General features: G+C 57.7%; 19 protein-coding genes. 12 read left to right on the top strand and 7 right to left on the bottom strand.

Features of this window, described 5'->3' with window-relative positions; genetic code table 11:
- Positions 1-90: 90 nt before the first annotated feature.
- Entirely contained in the window at positions 91-558 is a 468-nt protein-coding gene (locus DW56_RS03365) for a DUF3237 domain-containing protein (RefSeq protein ID WP_024553240.1), read from the top strand.
- Between the two features lie 133 nt (positions 559-691).
- Here the strand turns inward: DW56_RS03365 and DW56_RS03360 are convergent, their stop codons facing one another.
- Positions 692-2,155: a pyridoxal phosphate-dependent decarboxylase family protein gene (locus DW56_RS03360; RefSeq protein ID WP_024553239.1), complete on the bottom strand. Its 1,464-nt coding sequence runs from the start codon at positions 2,153-2,155 to the stop codon at positions 692-694.
- A 17-nt stretch (positions 2,156-2,172) separates the two neighbouring features.
- Positions 2,173-3,558, bottom strand: coding sequence for a diaminobutyrate--2-oxoglutarate transaminase (locus tag DW56_RS03355; RefSeq protein ID WP_024553238.1), 1,386 nt, complete (start codon positions 3,556-3,558; stop codon positions 2,173-2,175).
- 630 nt (positions 3,559-4,188) lie between these two features.
- On the opposite strand from DW56_RS03355, the gene lysC reads away from it, so the two are divergent.
- Positions 4,189-5,550 (top strand): lysine-sensitive aspartokinase 3, encoded by a 1,362-nt coding sequence (gene lysC / locus DW56_RS03345; RefSeq protein ID WP_024553236.1) that lies wholly within the window; start codon positions 4,189-4,191, stop codon positions 5,548-5,550.
- Between the two features lie 64 nt (positions 5,551-5,614).
- Here lysC and DW56_RS03340 read toward each other — a convergent pair whose 3' ends face one another.
- Positions 5,615-5,968, bottom strand: a complete 354-nt coding sequence (locus DW56_RS03340; RefSeq protein WP_024553235.1) for a hypothetical protein — start codon at positions 5,966-5,968, stop codon at positions 5,615-5,617.
- 556 nt (positions 5,969-6,524) lie between these two features.
- Between DW56_RS03340 and DW56_RS03335 the strand changes: the two genes are divergently transcribed.
- Positions 6,525-6,815 (top strand): putative quinol monooxygenase, encoded by a 291-nt coding sequence (locus tag DW56_RS03335; protein WP_024553234.1) that lies wholly within the window; start codon positions 6,525-6,527, stop codon positions 6,813-6,815.
- A 265-nt stretch (positions 6,816-7,080) separates the two neighbouring features.
- On the top strand, positions 7,081-8,088 hold the full coding sequence (locus DW56_RS03330; RefSeq protein ID WP_024561918.1) for an alpha/beta hydrolase: 1,008 nt from the start codon (positions 7,081-7,083) through the stop codon (positions 8,086-8,088).
- Positions 8,089-8,135: 47 nt separating this feature from the next.
- Here DW56_RS03330 and DW56_RS03325 read toward each other — a convergent pair whose 3' ends face one another.
- Positions 8,136-9,077 (bottom strand): LysR family transcriptional regulator, encoded by a 942-nt coding sequence (locus tag DW56_RS03325; protein ID WP_024553477.1) that lies wholly within the window; start codon positions 9,075-9,077, stop codon positions 8,136-8,138.
- A gap of 109 nt (positions 9,078-9,186) precedes the next feature.
- On the opposite strand from DW56_RS03325, the gene DW56_RS22605 reads away from it, so the two are divergent.
- From DW56_RS22605 to DW56_RS03315, 3 genes are read left to right on the top strand one after another with little or no spacing between them, the layout of a single operon-like run.
- Complete coding sequence (locus DW56_RS22605) at positions 9,187-9,348, top strand: hypothetical protein (RefSeq protein ID WP_159102100.1); 162 nt, start codon at positions 9,187-9,189, stop codon at positions 9,346-9,348.
- A 13-nt stretch (positions 9,349-9,361) separates the two neighbouring features.
- Entirely contained in the window at positions 9,362-10,363 is a 1,002-nt protein-coding gene (locus DW56_RS03320) for a zinc-binding alcohol dehydrogenase family protein (protein WP_024553476.1), read from the top strand.
- Positions 10,364-10,415: 52 nt separating this feature from the next.
- The gene (locus DW56_RS03315; protein ID WP_024553475.1) at positions 10,416-11,612 is read left to right on the top strand and encodes an L-dopachrome tautomerase-related protein; all 1,197 of its coding nucleotides are present in this window, start codon (positions 10,416-10,418) and stop codon (positions 11,610-11,612) included.
- 44 nt (positions 11,613-11,656) lie between these two features.
- Here the strand turns inward: DW56_RS03315 and DW56_RS03310 are convergent, their stop codons facing one another.
- Entirely contained in the window at positions 11,657-13,375 is a 1,719-nt protein-coding gene (locus DW56_RS03310) for an ABC-F family ATP-binding cassette domain-containing protein (RefSeq protein ID WP_024553474.1), read from the bottom strand.
- A 749-nt stretch (positions 13,376-14,124) separates the two neighbouring features.
- On the opposite strand from DW56_RS03310, the gene DW56_RS03305 reads away from it, so the two are divergent.
- The 4 genes from DW56_RS03305 to DW56_RS03290 all read left to right on the top strand — a co-directional run bounded on the left by DW56_RS03305 (position 14,125) and on the right by DW56_RS03290 (position 17,241).
- Positions 14,125-14,610 carry an Hcp family type VI secretion system effector gene (locus tag DW56_RS03305; RefSeq protein ID WP_024553473.1) on the top strand — a complete coding sequence of 162 codons (486 nt, stop codon included), beginning with the start codon at positions 14,125-14,127 and terminating at the stop codon, positions 14,608-14,610.
- Positions 14,611-14,628: 18 nt separating this feature from the next.
- Entirely contained in the window at positions 14,629-15,534 is a 906-nt protein-coding gene (locus tag DW56_RS03300; RefSeq protein WP_029589729.1) for a hypothetical protein, read from the top strand.
- Positions 15,535-15,696: 162 nt separating this feature from the next.
- Positions 15,697-16,863, top strand: a complete 1,167-nt coding sequence (locus DW56_RS03295; RefSeq protein WP_024553471.1) for an MFS transporter — start codon at positions 15,697-15,699, stop codon at positions 16,861-16,863.
- A gap of 42 nt (positions 16,864-16,905) precedes the next feature.
- Complete coding sequence (locus DW56_RS03290; protein ID WP_024553470.1) at positions 16,906-17,241, top strand: hypothetical protein; 336 nt, start codon at positions 16,906-16,908, stop codon at positions 17,239-17,241.
- Here DW56_RS03290 and DW56_RS03285 read toward each other — a convergent pair whose 3' ends face one another.
- A complete protein-coding gene (locus tag DW56_RS03285) occupies positions 17,242-18,132 on the bottom strand; it encodes an AraC family transcriptional regulator (protein WP_024553469.1) in 891 nt (296 codons plus the stop codon).
- Positions 18,133-18,323: 191 nt separating this feature from the next.
- On the opposite strand from DW56_RS03285, the gene DW56_RS03280 reads away from it, so the two are divergent.
- A complete protein-coding gene (locus tag DW56_RS03280) occupies positions 18,324-19,040 on the top strand; it encodes an SDR family oxidoreductase (protein ID WP_024553468.1) in 717 nt (238 codons plus the stop codon).
- 53 nt (positions 19,041-19,093) lie between these two features.
- Here the strand turns inward: DW56_RS03280 and DW56_RS03275 are convergent, their stop codons facing one another.
- The gene (locus DW56_RS03275) at positions 19,094-19,843 is read right to left on the bottom strand and encodes a TraX family protein (RefSeq protein WP_024553467.1); all 750 of its coding nucleotides are present in this window, start codon (positions 19,841-19,843) and stop codon (positions 19,094-19,096) included.
- Positions 19,844-20,000 lie beyond the last annotated feature (157 nt).

The raw sequence follows: 20,000 nt of genomic DNA, 5'->3' as shown, positions 1-20,000 counted from the left end.
TGATTTAAAAACCTGAAGATACCCATCTAATAAATGCGGTTTTATTACCTCGCGACGGGCTTATACTAAAAACAGATTGAGGAGGTTTCTGTGATACCGGAACTTGAATATAGCTTTAGCATCGACATCAGGGTTGATTCACCCATTGTTGTCTCAAACTCACCCTCTCGCGGCAAACGTCAGCTTATCCCTATTCTCGGCGGCAGCGTCTCTGGCGCGCTGGAAGGTGAGGTTTTGCCAGGCGGCGTGGACAGCCAGATAATCGAACCTGACGGTGTTTGCCGGCTCTCTGCGCGCTATGCGCTGCGGGTTAACGAAGGCACGGTCTATGTTGAAAACAACGGCATCCGCCGGGTTCCCGAGGCCTGGAAGGGGCACTTGTTCGGCGATGATATGCGCTTTTTTAATCAACTTTCCGCCGAGGATATCTATTTTCGCACGGCGCCTGTTTTTGAAGTCAGCGCCCCTGAACTGGACTGGCTGACAAACTCCTTATTTGTCTGCTCCGCCAACCGCACCGCAAGCGGCGTTAAGCTCGCGTTTTACCGGGTCGTCTGATGGCCCGCCCGGCCTGCTTTTGAGGCGTAAAGCCCCTTGCGTTTCCAAAGACTGGCCCGATAGATGCGTCGTTTTTTTGCGCAAAAAAAAGCCGACCCATTTCCGGGGTCGGCTTTTTCATTTTTTGCCGCTATCAGGCGTTGTGAAGCTGTTGCCCACAGGCGATCACGCTCGCCAGCAGCACTTTTACATCTTCCAGGCTCACGGTCGGGTTAAGCAGCGTCAGCTTCAGGCAGGTTATGCCGTCCGCTTCCGTTACGCCGACGTTGGCGCTGCCGGAGGCCAGCAGCGCGTCGCCGATACGCTGGTTCAGCAGCGCCACGTCTGCGGCTTCGCCGCTTTGCGGGCGGAAGCGGAACAGCACGCTGGCCAGTTGCGGCTCCATCACCAGCTCCAGCTGCGGTTGCGTCGCCACAAAGCGCGCCACCTCCTGCGCCAGCGTTACGCCGTTATCAATAATTTCGGCGTACTGCTTTTTACCCAGCGCTTCCAGGCCCATCCACAATTTCAAGGCGTCGAAACGGCGCGTGGTTTGCAGCGATTTCGACACCAGGTTCGGCACGCCCTGCTCTTCGTCAAAGTCAGAGTTAAGGTAGGCCGCCTGGTAGCGCATCAGCTGATAATGACGCGCATCCTTGAGCAGAAAAGCGCCGCAGCTGATGGTCTGGAAGAACTGCTTGTGGAAATCCAGCGTCACCGAGTCCGCAAGCTCAAGGCCATTGAGCAAGTGGCGATACTTTTCAGAGAGCAGCAGCGCGCCGCCCCAGGCCGCATCCACATGCACCCAAATCTGCTCTTGCGCCGCCAGCGCCGCGATTTCCGCTAACGGATCGATGGCGCCCGCATCGGTAGTGCCTGCCGTGGCGACAATGGCCATTACCTGCTCGCCGTTGGCTTTGGCCTGCGCCAGCTTCGCTTGCAGATCGTTAAGATCCATCCGCGAGAACTTATCGGTTTTGACCTGCGTAACAGACTGGTAGCCAAGCCCCATCAGCGCCATGTTCTTTTGCACCGAGAAGTGCGCGCTTTCAGAGCAAAACACCTTAATTTTACTGAGGTTGCCGGTCAGCCCGTGAAGCTGGACGGAGTGGCCCTGGCGGGCGAAAAAGGCGTCGCGCGCCAGCATCAGGCCCATCAGGTTGCTTTGCGTACCGCCGCTGGTAAAGACCCCGGCGTCGCCCGCCGGATAACCTGTCTGCTCGCGCAGCCAGGCAATCAGCTTCATTTCGATAATGGTCGCCGACGGGCTCTGGTCCCAGGAGTCCATACTCTGGTTAGTGGCGTTAATCAGCACTTCCGCCGCCTGGCTAATGACCAGGCTCGGGCAATGCAGATGCGCCACGCACTGCGGGTGGTGGACGGACAAACTGTCTTTAAGGAAATACTCAACGGCGCGTTCAATGGCGGCCTGGTTGCCGAGGCCTTCAGCATTGAACTCAAGCTGAATGCGCTCGCGTAATTCCGCGACGCTTTTGCCCTGATACATTTCAGGTTGCTTAAGCCATTGCACAACGGCTTTTGTGCTCTGCTCGATCGCTTCCTGGTAGGCGGCAATACTCTGCGCGGACCCCGACAGAATCGGATTTACATCAGACATAGGATTATGTGCTCCGATCAAACCGGCTTCACGCCAGCATTAAGCAGCGCCTGTTCGAATTTCTCGAGGAAAATCTCCAGCTCGGCGTTGCTGATAAGCAGCGAAGGCAGCAGACGCAGCACGCAACCGCCGCGGCCGCCGCGCTCAAGAATGAGTCCCGCTTCGAAGCAGGTTTTTTGCAGCAGCGCGGACAGCTCGCCGTCTGCCGGGTAGCATCCCATGTGATCCTGTGCTTCGTGAGGTTTAACAATCTCGATGCCAATCATTAAGCCCAGACCGCGTACGTGACCGATAACCGGGAAACGCTTTTGCATCTCTGCCAGTTTGCCTTTCAGCCATTCGCCCTGTTCGGCGACTTTATCGGCAATGCGCTCTTCTTTAAGGATCTTAAGCGTGGTGAGGCCGGTCGCCATCGCCATCTGGTTGCCACGGAATGTGCCGGTATGATGGCCAGGCGACCAGGCGTCGAACTGTTTTTTGATGCCCAGCACGGCCAGCGGCAAACCGCCGCCTACCGCTTTCGACATCACGATAATGTCCGGCTCAATGCCCGCGTGCTCAAAGGCAAAGAACTTGCCGGTACGGGCAAAGCCCGCCTGCACTTCGTCAAGGATAAGCAGAATGCCGTGTTCCTGCGTCACTTTACGGATGCGCTGTAACCACTCCGCCGGCGCCGGGTTCACGCCGCCTTCACCCTGTACGGCTTCCAGGATCACCGCCGCAGGTTTACGCACGCCGCTTTCTACGTCGTTGATCAGATTTTCAAAATAATAAGTCAGCGCTTTTACGCCAGCTTCGCCGCCGATGCCGAGCGGGCAGCGGTACTGGTGCGGATAAGGCATAAACTGCACTTCCGGCATCATGCCGTTAACCGCTTCTTTCGGCGACAGGTTGCCGGTTACGGAGAGCGCGCCATGCGTCATACCGTGATAACCGCCGGAGAAGCTGATTACGCCGGAGCGCCCGGTCACCTTTTTCGCCAGCTTCAGCGCCGCTTCAACGGCGTCGGCGCCGGAAGGCCCGGTGAATTGCAGGCAATATTCTTTCCCCTGGTCAGGCAAAAGGGAGAGCAGATAAGCGGAGAACTCATCTTTCAAGGGAGTGGTCAGGTCAAGAGTATGTAACGGTAAGCCGCTGGTAATGACACTTTGGATGCTCTGGATAACATCAGGATGGTTATGGCCCAGCGCCAGCGTTCCGGCGCCCGCAAGGCAGTCAAGATACTGTTTATTTTCAACGTCGGTTATCCAGGCGCCCTGCGCTTTAGCAATCGCTAATGGCAATTTACGCGGATAGCTTCTGACGTTAGATTCAAACTCAGCCTGTCTGGCCAGAAAGGTCTCATTGCTTTGCGATAATGAATTAGCATTCAAAGAATTAATACGGACTTTATCCGTCATCATATCTCTCCTACAACCTGGGCCTTTTTAACACCGGGTTGAATAAGGGTTTATGGGGGGGTGAAAAAACGCGGCTAATATAGGTGTTTTCAACTGCGTACACAATCTTAGATTTTGTGTGGGTATTTGCAGCATTTAATGTAAAAACAATAACAAAAATAACGCAGCGCAGAGCAGCCGCCGCCTGAAAGGTAATCCACGCCTGTTGCAGGATTATTATCGGCGGGTTTTTATACAACCCGCTGAAAAAGCGCTGCATTTTATTTCGCGCCGGTTAAATGTTAGAAAAATGTTATTTTAAATAAATTTCGCTTAATACCCGTTTGTAAATAATGAATTTTTCTATGGGCTTAGAATAAATGTTAAAGAAAATATCGCATCAACACAGGTATTCACTTACTATTGCCCGCCTTAAAAAATTCGCCATAAAAAAGGAAGCCATTATTAACGCTTAACGTGCACTACACCCGGTCCCCTGAGAAGCAATGCGTTTTCTCAATAACGGGCGCAAAAACCGGGGCTTAAACAAAATGTTCGCGGGCGGACATTTCGTAAGGCGAAGCCTGCTTCCCTTACGCCAGGAATGAAAAATTTTCATGCCATATCCGTATGGCGCCCAGATATGAGATTGTTATGACTCACAATTATCCCCCCTTCATCGTTGCCAAATTTGGCGGCACCAGCGTCGCTGATTATGATGCGATGAGCCGCAGCGCCACCCTCGTCCTTGCTGATAAAAACGTCCGACTGGTTGTCCTGTCTGCCTCGGCAGGCGTCACCAACCTGCTGGTCGAACTCGCATCCGGCCCCGAAAGCCGCGTTCGGCAGGATAAAATCGACACCCTGCGCGCGTTGCAACAGCGTATTATTTCACGCCTGAAACAGCCAGAAACCGTGGGCCGGGAGATCGAACGTCTGCTCGACAACGTGGCTCGCCTGGCTGCAAAAGCGGCCGAATCGCGTTCGGCTGCGCTCTGCGACGAGCTGGTCAGCCACGGCGAGTTGATCTCCTCTCTGCTGTTTGTAGAAGTGTTGCGTGAACAGCAGGTGGAAGCGCAGTGGTTTGACGCCCGCAAAGTGATCCGTACTGATGATACTTATGGTTGCGCGGTGCCCGCGGTCAGCGCCATCGCGGCGCTTGCGGAAAACACCTTACGCCCGCGTATGGAACAGGCGCTGGTGGTGACGCAGGGCTTTATCGGCAGCGACGCGGCGGGACACACCACGACCCTTGGCCGCGGCGGCAGCGATTACACCGCGTCCCTGCTGGCAGAGGCGCTGTCGGCCTCGCGGGTGGATATCTGGACCGATGTTGCCGGGATCTATACCACCGATCCCCGTATCGTCGCCCGGGCGAAACGTATAGACACGCTCTCTTTCGCCGAAGCCAGTGAAATGGCGACGCTTGGCGCTAAGGTGCTGCATCCGGCCACGCTGCTGCCCGCCATGCGCAAAAACATTCCGGTATTCGTAGGCGCCAGCAACAACGCCAGCGCGGGCGGCACGCTGGTTTGCCGCGACGTACCAGCGCCCGCGCGTTATCGCGCCCTGGCCGTGCGCCGCCAGCAGACGCTGTTAACCTTAACAAGCCTTGAGGCTCAGCCCCCGCACCGCTTTTTAGCGGACATATTTGGGATTTTGTCGCGTCATGAGCTGGCAATCGACCTGGTAACCACCTCGGAAACAAGCGTTGCCCTTATCCTTAACGCCACCAGCGCCACCTCGGGCGAAGCCGATATGCTCACCAGCGCGCTGCTCACCGAGCTGTCGTCGCATTGTCATATTGAAGTGGAGACCGGGCTGGCGCTCGTTTCGCTCATCGGCAACGCGCTTCCCCAGACCGAGTCGGTGTGCAAAGCCGTGTTTGCTGAACTGGACGCCTTTCCTGTGCGCGTGATTTGCCACGGCGCCTCCCGCCATGCGCTTTGCGTCCTGCTGCCGGCGCAATCCGCAGACGGCGCGGTCAACGCCTTGCACCGTAGCCTGTTAGAATAACGACAAACGCGCCCCGGCTTCGGTTACCGGCCGGGGCGCGTTGCGTTAAGCAAACCCGCTCTTTTTAGTCAGCACTGGCGCCGGGCGCCGGGTCGCTAAGCTCATTCAGCAGGATCTCTCGCGACGGGGCCGACGGCAATTTATCCTGATATTGCTCTGATAAATCGGGCAGGCTGGTGAACTGGCCATCAAGGAAATAAAAGGTCACGTTAGCGGCAATGTCTTCCAGCGCCTCGTTTGCTGAACGTAACCCCTCGCCTTTCTCATTATTCCCATCCAGAAGCCAGGAGAATGCGCCCTCTTCCTCACTAAACCCGCCGATATCAATCACGTGCCCGTCGATATTTTGCGCAAGGATACGCCCTTCGCACAGATAAATAAGGTAGGGCATACGGTCCTGTTTGCTGGTTTGCACCATGGTTCTCTCCTCTTAGCGGTTTTCTGGCGCTGCCGACTCGCCATTCGCCGTGAACATGAAAGATAAAGTATAGAAATTGTCACGGCTTATGCCGCGTTCTTTAACTGCATGCCCTGCGGGAGCGTGAATGAGGCTGAAACGGGTACGAGAATGGCCGGGAGCATTGCGGTCCCTGCTCAGGCTGAGTTCATGAAGATTAAAGCGGTTTGGCAGGTTTTAATTTAAAGCGTTGCTTTGCCAGAGTGTCATGAGATCGGCTGTCATGGCCTATCCGTACTCCACATATTTCCCGCTTTCCCCGGCTAACCGTTCGTACTGCGATAATAAAATATTTTCTTCTTCGCTTATCGGTGCAGAGGTCCCGAACGGCTCAGAGCGATAGAATCGAGTACGCTTTTCAGAAAATTTATCTGTATATGTCACTTTCAGATAACGCTCAATACCACCTACGATACTTTCACTCGCCGAGTGAAACTCCTGCCCTGAAACGCAGCTATTTCTCCTCTCCTGCTACGCTTAGTATCGACACACACTGACAGCAAAAAGAGGAAATCATATGGAACAGGAAATCACTGTAGTCGCCACTGTTAACGCCAACGCCAGTTCAGCACACCTTGTCGAAGCCGCGCTTATTGACGTGGAAAGAGAAGTCCAGGGCGAGCCGGGTTGCCTTCAGTACGCGCTTTATCGCAGCAATGAAAAACCGAACCAGTTTGTGATGCTTGAACGCTGGGCTTCCCAGGCGGCGCTGGACGAGCATGGCAAAGGCGAACCTTTCCTGCGCTTTATGAAAGCGATTGATGGCCTGGCGGACCTTAGCGTCACCACCCTGACGAAGGTCTCGTAATCGGCCGTGTTGCCCATGCGTTAACCCGACGCACGGCGTAAAAAAACGGCATAACGAGAAAAGGAAGCCAGCGCGCTTCCTTTTTTCCATAAATAAACCATTAATTTTCAAATATATACATTGCACCACGAAAAAACACAAAAACTTAACTTGCAATAAAATCGCGCACTACTTATATTCCCAATCATGAACTAAACGACACAGACATCGCCTGACCATTTAAATAGTGCACGATTAAATAGCTAACAATTAAGAGGGTTACACCATGAAACTGAAACAGACTATGCTTGCCGCAACCTTAGCCGCCGTCTCCGCCAGCAGCGTTGCCGCCCAGCCGTATGCCGACCACCGTGTGCAGGCGTTTCTTGACGCGCTGAACAGCAGCGGCGGCAAACCGATGGAGCAGCTCTCGCCGCAGGCGGCCCGCCAGGTGCTGGTCGATGCGCAAAAAGGGGCGGAATTGCCGCCTGCCGATGTCAGCGAAAAAACCATTCAGGTTAACGGTCAGCCTGTCCGCCTGAACATCGTGAAGCCGAAAGGCGCAAAGGGCACCCTGCCGGTCTTTATGTTCTTCCACGGCGGCGGCTGGATCCTGGGCGATTTCCCGACCCATGAGCGACTTGTACGCGACCTGGTGGTGGGATCCGGCGCAGCGGCAGTCTTCGTGAACTATACGCCGTCGCCGGAAGCGCACTTCCCGGTGGCGATTAACCAGGCTTATGCCGCCACCCGCTGGGTTGCCGAGCATGGCGCAGAGATAGGGGTGGACGGTTCCCGCCTGGCGCTGGCGGGCAACAGCGTCGGCGGCAACATGGTGGCGGCGGTCGCTCTTCAGGCGAAGCAAAACCATACCCCGGCTATCCGCTATGAGGTGATGTTCTGGCCTGTGACCGATGCGAATTTCAACACTGGCTCCTATAACCAGTTTGAAAACGGCTACTTCCTGACCCGCAACATGATGAAGTGGTTCTGGGACGCTTACACCACCAAAGAAAGCGATCGCAATAACATTCTGGCCTCGCCGCTGCGCGCAACGCCGGAACAACTGAAAGGGCTGCCGCCTACGCTTATCCAGACGGCGGAGCTGGACGTGCTGCGCGATGAAGGCGAAGCCTTTGGCCGCAAGCTCGACGCGGCGGGCGTGGAGGTGACAGTCACCCGCTATAACGGACTCATCCATGACTACGGGCTGCTGAACGCCCTGAGCACAGTGCCTGCGGTGCGCACCGCCATTCTTCAGGCCTCCACGGCGCTGAAAACGCACCTGAAATAACCGGCGCTTTTTTACCGCCCGGCGCGAAGGTAACGCGCCGGGCTTGTTTATTTTTCAGCGCCCGTGCGAAAAGCAGGATGCGTGCGCAGCAGGCCGGTGATCGCCTTCAGATGCTCGCGAAAGGCGCCGTGAAGCTTGCGAATGGCGGGCGAAAACTGTTTGCGGTGCGGACAGATCAGGCTTAGCGGCGCGGCTTCGCCCGGGCAGTGCGGCAACACCACTTCCAGCCTGCCCGCCAGCACATCGGCGCTGAGATCAATCCACGATTTGTAAACGATACCCATCCCTTCCACCGCCCAGCGGCGGGCCACGTCGGCGTCGTCGCAAAGCAGGCGGCTTTTGACATGCAGCTGGCGACGCATGCCGTTTTCCGGAAAGCTCCATTTATCGTAAACGTGGCCGTTCATGGTAAAGAGCAGGCAGTGGTGCTGCGCCACCTCGTCAAGCGTCGCCGGACGTCCGTGTTTCGCCAGATAATCGGGTGACGCGGCCATAACCCGACGGTTATCTTCCGCCAGCGGCAGCGCCACATAACTGCTGTTATCCAGCACGCCATAGCGAATGGCCACATCCACCGGGTCGCGAAAGACATCGCTTCGCTGGTCCGAGAGAAACAAGCGCAGCGAAATTTTTGGGTGTTGCTCGCAAAACTGCGTAATGAGCGGCAGCAAAACGTTGCGCCCGATATCGGACGGCACCGCCACTTTCAGCTCGCCCTGCAACTCATCTTCACTATTGTGCAGACTCTCCTCGCCTGCCTGCATTACCGCCAGCAGCTCCTGGGCATAGGGCAAATATTTTTCCCCTTCGGCGGTCAGGCGCAGGCTGCGCGTGGAGCGGGCAAAGAGCCGCCTGTCGAGGTCGCGCTCCAGCCGGTGTACGGCGGCGCTGACCTGCCCTGGCAGTAAATCCGCCTCGCGGGCGGCGTTAGAAAAGCTGCCAAGCGCGGCGGCCCTGACAAACAGCATGACATCTTCCAGCCGAATCATCTTGTCTCCCGGGCCTGTCAATCGCAGGCCGTCCCCTGAACAACATACTCTGTCAGCCCGGCGGGCCTGACCTTATTTGCGCGTTTTTCGGTAATTATTTGAAAGGATTATGGCGCTTTCTGGCAAGCGGCTCAATGCGAATGACAACGCGCCCAGCGGCAGGATTTTCACTGCAAAAGAGAAAGTGCTGCCCGGTTTGCCCGGTTTTTCCGCCAGCCTGCCGGCATTACTCTGCTTTTCACCGGGCGGCCACCGCCTTCACCCTGAATAACAAGAGAAATGCCATGAAAGCTATCGTATACAGCCAGAACGGTTTACCCCTCAGCGACGCGAAATCCCTTTATGAAATGGAGCTGCCGAAGCCGCAGCCAGGCGCCCATGACCTGCTGGTGAAAATCCGCGCCGTATCCGTCAACCCGGTCGACACCAAAGTGCGCGCCGGTTCGCCCACCGATAAACCGCGCATCCTGGGCTGGGACGCGGTCGGCACCGTCGAGGCGACGGGCGAAAACGTCACCCTGTTTAAGCCAGGCGATGAGGTTTATTACGCAGGCTCCATTACCCGACCGGGCGCTAACGCCGAGTATGGCCTGGTGGATGAACGCATCGCCGGGCATAAACCCGCAAGCTTAAGCGACGCGGACGCCGCCGCGCTGCCGCTCACTTCGCTTACCGCGTGGGAACTGCTGTTTGACCGCCTGGAGGTCACCGATGGCGAAGGCGACGCGCTGCTTATCATCGGCGCCGCAGGCGGCGTGGGCTCTGTTCTTACGCAGCTTGCCAGCAAGCTCACCGGCCTGACGGTTATCGGCACCGCTTCCCGCCCGGAAACGGCGGAGTGGGTGAAATCTCTTGGCGCGCATTATGTTATCGACCACACCCGCCCGCTGACCGAAGGGCTGCGTGATATCGGCATTCCCCAGGTGCGTTATGTGGCAAGCCTGACGCACACCGATAAACACTACGGGCAGATTGTCGACGCGCTGGCCCCGCAGGGCAAACTGGCGCTGATTGACGACCCGGAAAGCCTGGACGCCGTGCCGCTCAAGCGCAAAGCCGTTTCGCTGCACTGGGAGCTGATGTTTACCCGCTCGCTGTTCAATACGCCGGATCTCAGCCGCCAGAACGCGATCCTGGAGAACATCCGCCGCCTGATTGAAGACGGCACGCTGAAAACCACCACCGGCGAGCACTACGGCAAAATCACCGCCGAAAACCTGCGCCGCGCCCACGCTTTTATCGAAAGCGGCAAAGCGCGCGGCAAAATCGTACTGGAAGGCTTCTGACACCCACGCCGGGCGCTGCGGCGCCTGTGCATAACAACAATAAGGAATTCCCATGCGTAACATTCGCTCTTCCCGTAGCGCGCTGGCGCTGGCCGTTGCCCTGGCTTTCGCAGGCACTCTCTTTACCGGCGCGGCGGCCGAGGCGCAGCCCTTAACGCTCGCGGAATTAGCCAGCGATCGCGTTATCGGCCAGCCTGAGGTGGTCGCTACCTTTAACGGCGCCATGCCCACCGGCGTTACGGTGACCGAAGCGGGCCGCATTTTTGTTAACTTCCCGCGCTGGGGAGACGACGTGCCTTTTACCGTGGCCGAAGTCAAAGGCAACCAGCTTGTGGCTTATCCCAACCCGGAAATCAACAAAGCGGATAACGCCAGACCGGGCGAGCGCTTTTTAAGCGTGCAGAGCGTGGTGGCCGACGGCCTGGGCCGCCTGTGGGTGCTTGATACCGCCGCACCCGGCTTTTCAAAACCGGTAACGGGCGGCGCGAAGCTTGTCGCCATCGATCTCAAAACGAACAACGTGGTGAAAACGCTGGTCTTCCCGCCGGACGTTATCCTTGATGCCACCTACGTTAACGACATGCGTTTTGATTTTCGCGTCGGTAAAGCAGGCGTGGCTTACGTAACGGATTCGTCATTGTCCGGCACTGGCGGCATTATCGTGATGGATCTCGCTACCGGCAAGGCGACCCGCCGCCTGACCGGCGACCGTTCCACTTCGCCGGAACCCGGTTTCGTCCCGGTAGTGGAAGGCGAAACGCTGTTGCAGCGCCATGAAGATGGCTCCACCGCGCCGTTCAGCGTCGCTTCCGATGGCATCGCCCTGTCGCCGGACGGCAAAACGCTCTACTACAGCCCGCTCTCCGGCCGCCACCTTTACGCCGTTTCCACTGAATTGCTGCGCGACCCTGGGGTCAGCGAAGCGCAGCTTGCCGCCGCCGTAAAAGATGCAGGCGAGAAAGGCGCCTCCGACGGCCTGGAAGCGGACGCCAACGGCGCGGTTTACGCAGGCGATTACGAACGCAACAGCATCCGCAAGCGCGAGCCGAACGGCGAATGGCGCACCCTCGCCCACGGGCCGCAGATCTTATGGCCCGATACCCTCTCGGTGGGGCCGGACGGCTATCTCTATTTCACGGTGAACCAGCTTAATCGCCAGCCGGGTTTCCACGGCGGCAAAGATTTGCGCCAGAAGCCTTACGCCCTGCTGCGCGTGCGCATTAACGCAGCGCCTGCGCCGACGCATTAAGCGCTGGCAGCATAAAAAAGGCCGCCCGTGGGCGGCCATAACGGCTAGCTGAGATTAAGCCGGGCGCTGAGCGCTTCAATTTGCGCCTGCCAGTGGGCCTGAAGCGCCGGTTTCTGGTGCTTTGGCTTGCGCGCTTTGTCTTCCTGAAGCTTTTGCTCAAGCGAGAGCAGCGCGGCAAGCAGCGACTCCTCGTCTTCGGGCATCGCCGCCGGGCGAACATCCGCCCCGGCCGTTAGCGCCGCTGCCACGCCCTGCTCCCCGGCCAGCCGCTCATAAACCGCCGCAAGATCGTGCCACTCGCTGAGCCTGCGATCGTCGATAAGCCAGAAGCGGTTGCAGCTTTGCTCGATCAGGCTGCGATCGTGCGTGACCAGCAGCACCGCGCCGCTGAAGCCGCGAAGCGTCGCCTCAAGTTCCTCTTTGCCCTCCATATCCAGATGGTTGGTCGGTTCATCCAGCAGCAGCAGCGAATAGCGCCCAAGCGTCAGCCCGACAAACAGCAGGCGCGAACGTTCGCCGCCGCTCAGGACGCTCACCCGCTGCTGGTGGCGCGCATAGGGAAAACCGGCGCTAATCAACGCGCGTTTGCGCTGTTCATCATCCGCCGTCGAGAAACGCGCCAGCGCTTCAGTCAGGGTTTCGTCATCGCGCAACTGCCGCTGGCTCTGATCGTAATAGCCGATACGCAGCCGGGGATGAAACAGCCCTTGTTCCTGCGCTTGCCAGGCCCGCCACAGGTGCTGAAGCAGTGAAGATTTGCCCGCGCCGTTGCGCCCGACAATAGCGACACGGTCGCCGCTTTTTACCTGCAATTGCTCAAGAGAGAAAAGCGCAGGCGCATCCGCGGCCGGACGCACCTCAAGGCGCGACAAAGCGAGCAGCCGGTCCGCCTCCAGCGTTTCACCCTGCAACTGCAACCGCCAGCGGCTGCCTTCGGTAAGCCGGGTTTGCGTTTCTTTCAGCCAGTCGGCGCGTTTTTCCATCTGCTGGGCTTTTCTCGCCAGGCCTTCGTTATCGTAGTCGCGTCCCCAGAGAGCCATGCGCCGGGCGCTTTTTTCAATACGCTCGATCTCCTTTTGCTCCGCCTGATGGCGCTGCGCGTCAGCTTCGTCCTGCGCTGCCAGCGTTCGCCTGGCGGCGGTACAGGGCAGGCGGAAAAATTGCAGCGTTTTATCGCGCAGAATGAGCGTGCCGTTGGTGACGCTGTCCAGCAGACGGCTGTCGTGAGAAACCAGCACGACGCTGCCGCCCCAACGGTTCAGAAAGTTTTCCAGCCACAGCAAGGTGGGCAGATCAAGATGGTTGCTCGGCTCGTCCAGCAGCAGCAGGTCGGGCTGCATTATCAGCGCCCGCGCCAGTAATAAACGCGTATGCTGCCCGCCGCTCAGCGTCCCGGCGGTGTGCGCCCCTTGTTCAGCGCTAAAGCCGAGGCTCGCCAGCAACGCTTCGCAGCGCCAGCGCCCCGCTTCGCGCTGCGATGGCGGCAGGCGCGCCAGCAGGGCCTCCAGCAGCGAACAGCGGTAAAGCGCATCCGGCAAAGATTGTTCCACCCGCGCAAGCAGGCTGGCCCGGGAAGCCGTTACGCTGCCGCGGCTGGCGGCAAGCTCGCCGCTGAGGATTTTCAGCAGGGTGCTTTTGCCGCTGCCGTTGTGGCCGATAAGGCCGATGCGATCGCCCTTTTTAATGGCGAAGGAGATGTCGTGCAGGAGTGTTCCGAAGGCGTTGTCATAGCCGACAGAATGAACAGAAAGCAGTGTGCTCATGTGCTTACCCGTGATTTGCAGGCATGAGAATGCCTGTCGTCAATATTCGCTGACGACAATCCGGTAAGCCGGAGGGAAGAAAAAAGCGGCGTTAGCTTCGCTCAGGCTGGATTATCGCAGCACGATACCGGTAATGCCTGAGCGAGACCAATCACCATAGAGGTGTGAGTGAACAAACAATTCACACATCGGCATAGCATTCCTCCTTGTATTTGTTAAGTGAATGAATGAGCTGACTATAGAGCGTTAACCAGTGAAACACCAGATCGCAGCCCAGATCGCAGCCAGTGTTCTGAAGTAAAAATGTGCTGAAGTAAAAATGTACTGAAGTAAAAATGTGCAGGCCGTTGCCTGCACTTCATGCCCATACGGCCGCGTCTGTTTTGCAAAACGATCAGGTTTGCCAACACATTTTCTTATGAAATAAACCTAACGGTAATAAACGAACCTGGCGTTAAATAATTAACGCCAGCTGTTTTATTGCCGCACAAAATAAGTGATAACAGGCAAAAACTATAACAATGCAAATCAACCTTTCAGGTTATTCATAACTTATTCTCATGCAAAAAAAGCCGCACCGGTAATAAATATTTCATCTTTCTGGTTTATAAAAAGGCCCGCCGCTGCGATTTATCTTAATTTCCCTCTCCATCTTGTTTAGCAGAATTAATAAATTTAGAGTGATTTCGACCTGTTTATTATTAACGCCTCTTATTCATTTTTAGCTTCCTGTTAACAAGGAGTCGTAAATGGCTATTGATATGTTCCTGAAAGTCGACGGTGTGACCGGCGAATCAAAAGATGCTAATCACAATAACTGGATTGATGTGCTGTCATTTAACTGGGGCGCCTCTCAGCCAGGCAATATGGCGGTCGGCGGCGGCGGCGGCGGCGCGGGGAAAGTCAACTTTCATGATTTAACCGTGCAGTCGCTGGTGGATAAAGGCACGCCCGCTATTCTGAAATTCTGCGCCAGCGGCAAACACGTGACGAAAGTTGAGCTTTCCGTCTGTAAAGCGGGCGGCCAGCAGGTGGAATATTCCCGCGTGGTGCTTGAAGATGTGCTGGTTACCCGTACCGAATTTACCGGCGTTGGCCATACCGACGCGCTGCTGGTGAATTACCATTTCCAGGCGTCGAAAGTGAATTTCCATTACTGGGAACAATCCAGCCAGGGCACGAAAGCGGCGGAAACGAAGTCAGGATGGGATATTAAACAAAATAAAGAAATTTAACGTTAAGGAGTCGCTTTCATGGCAGAAATTAACGCAATGATCAACGCCCTGCTCGCCGACCGCTCTTATTTTACGACCCAGCAGTTGCACAGCATGATTGAGTTTGTGAATGAACTTGATGAAGAAACGCTTTATCAGTTCAAAAACTCTGATGACCGCACAATTATGTTTGCCTATGAGCAACTGGTCTTTCCCGACAGGCGTAATCGCACTGACGATCATGAAATGCAATTGCTCAACCGCCCTGCTAATACCGCCATACAAAATAACCGCGCTTTCTTTGAGCGTTATAATACGTCGGTTCCTTATGGCCGCGGGTATGGCGGTAACGTTTACGAAGACGCCACGAAAATTAAGTACGATTACGCCGGCAAAATATTGTCCGCCGTCGGCGGCCTGGCGACCATGGGCGGCGGGATAGCGGCGGCGGTGGCCGCTACCACCACCAGCACGGTTCGCGCGGTGTTAACCGCCACCGGCGGCGCAGCGTCGCTGGCAGGCGGCGCGCTGGTAGTGCTGCGCAACAGCCTTGCCGATAGCCAGATGGCCAGCAATAAGCGGTTTATAGAAACGGTCAAAAAGATCGTAAAGGCGCGCAACAAGGTGAATAAGTTTTTTGAGGATACCAATAACAAAGTGGTGAAGGATCCTGCCAAAGCCGCCACGCAGCTACAGGCCGGGCTTAGCTCCCACCCCAGCCGCTTTACCCGCGGGCCGAATAACACAACGGTTTACCAGAACCTCTCCGCAGTGGAAAAACTGCTACAGGAAGATTTCGTCAGCCAGCATTACAACATCAAAAGCAAACTGATTATCCGCAACGGCGACCCGTGGTTTATCCGGCTGGAAACCCTGCGCAGCGAACCCAGGGAGCTAAGCCAGATGGACCTCGAGGTATTGCAAAACGTGGCGAGTCGTCTGTAATGTCGCTTTGCTTTGCCAACCCGCGACAGCGGACATGAGCGGCGGCGCCGCGTTCTCTCTCGCCGCTCCGCCCGCGTTCTTTTCTCCCTCCTGTGACCAGGCAAGCGCGAAAACCCGCACTACACTCTTTGCTTAGTCTGCGCCTTATTCAGGAGGGGTATTTTGCCTGCCGGAAATAAACGTCTCGCTCTGACCGGTTTCTTGCTCATCGCCGCCGCCTACGGCCTGGCGCGCTTTTCCTGGGGGCTGTTGCTGCCGGGCATCAGGCAGGATATTCCCCTCTCTCTTTCGGTGGCGGGCACGCTCGCCTCCGCCTCTTTCGCCGCTTACTGCGTGGCTGTGATTTTCGCGTCTGTCTGCACCGCGAAAACCGGCCCCCGCTTCCCTTCCCTGCTTGCCGGGCTTTGCGCGGTGGCGGGTACGGCGCTCATCGCCTTTTCTCATAGCGCGGCAGGGCTGATGGCGGGTGTTATCTGCGCCGGGCTGAGCGCCGGGCTGGTTTCGCCGCCGATGGCGGAAGCGGTAAACCGCAACGTGGCGAGCGGCGAGCAGCCGGTGGTTAACACGATTATCAATGCCGGGACGGGCGGCGGCGTTATCTTCTCCGCGCTTGCGGTGCTGGCGCTGACGGACAACTGGCGCGCCACTTATCTGTTCTTTGCCTGCGTCTCCCTCATTCCCACCCTGCTGGCGCTGAAAACCCTTCCGGCGGGCGCCTCGGGAGAGACCTTTTCACTCAAAACGCAGTTCGCCGCCTTCCTTGCCCCGGCGCTTCGTCCGCCGCTGGTGGTGGCGTTTCTGAGCGGGATCGCCAGCGCCGCCTACTGGTCTTTCGGCCCGGTGATGTTTACCTCGCAGGCGGGGGCAAACGAGCGAACCATCACGCTGCTCTGGCTGATTACCGGCGTGGCGGGTTGCTTCGGTCTTGTCACTGGCTACTTAACTAACCGCTTCGGCGTAAACGCGGTGCACCGCATGATGCAGGCGCTGACGGTAGCGGCCTTTGTACTGTTTATTTTCGCCTCGCGCAGCCCGCTGGTGGTTTATCTGGTGGCGGCGCTCTACGGGTTCGCTTATATCACCCTTTCCGGCGTGCTGCTGGTGAGCGGCGTGAACGCGACGGCTGACAAGCCCGCCGCAGGATTAGGCGCGGTATTTTTGATGCTGGCTATCGGCCAGGTGGCGGGCGCGGCGGCGTTTGGATTGCTGCTCGACAGCGCAGGCGCGGTTATCGCGCTGCTGATTTTTAGCGCCGTCGCTTTGCTGGCTATGCTGTTGCCCGTCGCCCGGACGCAGAAAGGCGACGTTGTGGACGCGGCGTTTAAGTAACGGCTTTATAATGGCGGGCTGATTGCATAACAGGTTTACAACATGAAACGTTTGTCGCTTCGCTTTATTATTCCGCTGGTGGCTGTCGCCCTGCTGCTGGTCTGGTGGTTGCGCCCGCACTACAGCAACGAGGACAAAGCCAGATACGCGGCGGTGTTCTGTTCGGTTAACCACGCAGACGCCAGCACGCGGCTTTCGCAAATGCAACAGGTGATTGAAGGCGGCAACAGCGATTATGCGCTGCACAAAACGACATTTTCGCCTTCGCTTGCCAAAGCGGTTATCCGCCGCTGGGAACAGCTGAGCGGCGAAGAAAAACAGCGCGCCCGCGACCCTGCCGCCTGCTCCGCCCTGCTGGGTGCCGCCATGCGCCGCTAGCTAGACCGGCGGCAGCAGCGCCAGCGACGCTTTCATCTCCTTCGCCTCCTCCCCGGGGCTTCGCCCGAACAGACGGCGAAACTCGCGGTTAAACTGCGACGGGCTTTCATACCCAACTTTAAACGCGGCGGAAGCGGCGGAGAGGTCGTCGCGGATCATCAACAGCCGCGCCTGGTTCAGGCGCACGGATTTGATGTATTGCAGCGGCGTGGTGCGCGTAACGGCTTTGAACTGACGGTGAAAAACCGGCACGCTCAGCCCCACTTCGCTCGCCAGCGTGCTGATGTTAAAGGGCTGCGAGTAGTCATCGTGAATGCGCAGCAGCACCTGCGAGATAGAAGCGAAATGCCCCTGGCTTGCCAGCGCCGCTTTTATCGCCCCGCCGCGCTCGCCCACCAGCACGCGATAGTAAAGCTCGCGGACCACCTGCGGGCCAAGCACCGCCGCCTCCTGTTCTGAGGAAAGCGCCCGCAGCAGGCGCAAAGTGGTATCCGTGAGCCTCTCATCCAGCGGCGTGGAAATAATCCCTTCCGGCGCCTCGTGATACGGCGCCCGGGCGCTGCCAATGGTCATCACCAGCTCTGAAAGCACCGTCATATCCAGCGAAACGGCGAGGCCGAGCAGCGGCTCCTGCGGCGAGCCTTCTGTCTCCGTGGAAAACGGCAGCGGCACGGAAAGCACCAGATAATGCTGTTTATCGTAGTGATAGACCTTGTCCGCCAGATAACCCCGCTTCGCCCCCTGACAAATAATCACGATGCTCGGCTCATACACCACAGGCGTGCGGCCAAGCGGCCTGTCGGAGCGCATAAAGCGCACGCACGCCAGCCGCGAGCGCGTGTACCCCTCCTGCGGCGCAAGTTTTTTCAGCAGAGCGATCATCTCCTCCATCAGGCGGTCTCCTCAGCGCGATGCGTTATGGATGCGTTATGAATGTGCAATAACTTTGCCGCTTAACCTGCAAAAGCGAAAGCCCCCGGACAGGATTGGGCAATCATACGATAAGAATGGCGCTTTTTTGCTCACTTTGCCCGCCGTAACATCGTTCCTGAAGTCACCACCCTGTTTATGGAGTACACCCGATGCAAAATTCAAAAGTTATTCTGCTCACCGGCGCCAGCAGCGGTATTGGCGAAGCCACGGCCCGTCTGCTCGCCCGGGAAGGCCACAAGCTGGTTATCGGCGCCCGCCGTACGGAACGTTTGCAGGCGCTCAGCGAAGCGTTCAGCAATATTGACTACCTGGCGGTGGACGTGACCCGGCCTGAGGATCTGCAAAAGATGGCGCAGCACGCGCTTGATGCGCATGGCCGTATCGACGTGCTGATTAACAACGCTGGCGTTATGCCGCTTGCGCCGATGTCAGCCCTGAAACTCGACGAATGGAACCAGACGCTGGATGTGAACGTTCGCGGCGTGCTGCACGGCATTGCCGCCGTGCTTCCCATCATGGAGCAGCAAAAGCAGGGGCAGATTATCAGCGTCGCCTCCATTGGCGCCCACCTGGTCTGGCCTTCCTGCGCGGTTTATTGCGCCAGTAAGTTCGCCGTGCGCGCCATTATGGATGGCCTTCGCCAGGAGACGGACGCGGTTCGCGTCACTGTCGTCAGCCCGGGGGTGGTGGAATCTGAGCTGGCGGACCACATTACTGATGCGTCCGCACGGGAAGCGATGGTCGATTTTCGCCGCGTGGCGCTGCCTGCCGACGCCATCGCCCGCGCTATCGGCTGGGCTATCGCACAGCCCGACGGCGTGGACGTGAGCGAAATCGTGGTGCGCCCTACCGCCAGCCCTTACTGATTGCGGGCGCAGGCTTGCCGTGGCGGCGCATTGAGGCCCGCCATGGCTGCCCTTCAGGCCGTTCGCAGCCACAGGATCACGCCATAAACCAGCAGATGCCCGGCGTAGGCATAGTAGAAAAACTGCCGGGGCATAAAGCGCGGCGAATCGTCCGGTTTTAGCCGGGCGGCCAGGTACAGCCCGGCGACCGGGAACAGCACGGTCGGCAGAACATAATAAGTAAGCGTGTCCAGCGGCTGCTCCGCAATGCGGTACATGCCGTTTAGCATCAGCAGCGCCGCGCCTGCCAGCGCAAGCGACCATGCGCGCCACTGGCCGAGCTGCGGCGAGAAGAGCGTCGCAAGCGACAGCGTCAGCATAATCCCCTGCGGGCCATAGCTGGCGAAGTTCAGGGGCCAGACCAGCAGGCACAGCAGCAGCGTTCCGGCCGCCACGCCCCGCTCCTGATAACGCCAGGCCCAGGCGAGGAGCTGCGTTACGCCGGCAAACACAAACAGAATATTCAGCGCATACCAGGAATAAATGTCGCGAAACGCCAGCCAGAAAACGGGCTGGGTGATGAGCGACCAGATCCACAGACGGTTCGCCCGCGCTTGCAGGCGTTCTGGCTGACGGTTGATATTCAGCGCCCAGATCAGCGCGAACAGAGGAAAAGCCATGCGTCCGAAGGCAAAAAGCGCAGGCCAGGAAGGCGCAAGAAAAAGGGTGTTGGCGTGATCAACCATCATGGCGAACAGCGCCAGCAGCTTGACCATATCAACAGCGCCGGGGCTGAGCCTTACTGACAGCGGGGATGAGATCATCGCGTTTCTCTTTCCAGAGGGCCGTTAGGGAAGTTCTTTCGTTAACAGAGGGTTGCAGCTTCTCAGTGTAGCGCATCGTGCGGCGCGCCCGGCGGCTCTTTTCTTCGCCCATAAAAAAACCCCCGGCGCCTGGCGTCGGGGGTTTCGGTTAAGCGTA

The organism is Franconibacter helveticus LMG 23732, from assembly GCF_000463115.2.
Lineage (GTDB): Bacteria > Pseudomonadota > Gammaproteobacteria > Enterobacterales > Enterobacteriaceae > Franconibacter > Franconibacter helveticus.
The sequence above is the reverse complement of the archived record's forward strand: the minus strand, read 5'-3'. Positions and strand labels throughout refer to the sequence as shown.

Bases quoted from the DNA above. Each gene is read 5' to 3' on its own strand.
- DW56_RS03360 (WP_024553239.1), bottom strand. From the start codon at position 2,155: ATGTCTGATGTAAATCCGATTCTGTCGGGGTCCGCGCAGAGTATTGCC.
- DW56_RS03355 (WP_024553238.1), bottom strand. From the start codon at position 3,558: ATGATGACGGATAAAGTCCGTATTAATTCTTTGAATGCTAATTCATTA.
- lysC (WP_024553236.1), top strand. From the start codon at position 4,189: ATGACTCACAATTATCCCCCCTTCATCGTTGCCAAATTTGGCGGCACC.
- DW56_RS03340 (WP_024553235.1), bottom strand. From the start codon at position 5,968: ATGGTGCAAACCAGCAAACAGGACCGTATGCCCTACCTTATTTATCTG.
- DW56_RS03335 (WP_024553234.1), top strand. From the start codon at position 6,525: ATGGAACAGGAAATCACTGTAGTCGCCACTGTTAACGCCAACGCCAGT.
- DW56_RS03330 (WP_024561918.1), top strand. From the start codon at position 7,081: ATGAAACTGAAACAGACTATGCTTGCCGCAACCTTAGCCGCCGTCTCC.
- DW56_RS03325 (WP_024553477.1), bottom strand. From the start codon at position 9,077: ATGATTCGGCTGGAAGATGTCATGCTGTTTGTCAGGGCCGCCGCGCTT.
- DW56_RS22605 (WP_159102100.1), top strand. From the start codon at position 9,187: ATGGCGCTTTCTGGCAAGCGGCTCAATGCGAATGACAACGCGCCCAGC.
- DW56_RS03320 (WP_024553476.1), top strand. From the start codon at position 9,362: ATGAAAGCTATCGTATACAGCCAGAACGGTTTACCCCTCAGCGACGCG.
- DW56_RS03315 (WP_024553475.1), top strand. From the start codon at position 10,416: ATGCGTAACATTCGCTCTTCCCGTAGCGCGCTGGCGCTGGCCGTTGCC.
- DW56_RS03310 (WP_024553474.1), bottom strand. From the start codon at position 13,375: ATGAGCACACTGCTTTCTGTTCATTCTGTCGGCTATGACAACGCCTTC.
- DW56_RS03305 (WP_024553473.1), top strand. From the start codon at position 14,125: ATGGCTATTGATATGTTCCTGAAAGTCGACGGTGTGACCGGCGAATCA.
- DW56_RS03300 (WP_029589729.1), top strand. From the start codon at position 14,629: ATGGCAGAAATTAACGCAATGATCAACGCCCTGCTCGCCGACCGCTCT.
- DW56_RS03290 (WP_024553470.1), top strand. From the start codon at position 16,906: ATGAAACGTTTGTCGCTTCGCTTTATTATTCCGCTGGTGGCTGTCGCC.
- DW56_RS03285 (WP_024553469.1), bottom strand. From the start codon at position 18,132: ATGGAGGAGATGATCGCTCTGCTGAAAAAACTTGCGCCGCAGGAGGGG.
- DW56_RS03280 (WP_024553468.1), top strand. From the start codon at position 18,324: ATGCAAAATTCAAAAGTTATTCTGCTCACCGGCGCCAGCAGCGGTATT.
- DW56_RS03275 (WP_024553467.1), bottom strand. From the start codon at position 19,843: ATGATCTCATCCCCGCTGTCAGTAAGGCTCAGCCCCGGCGCTGTTGAT.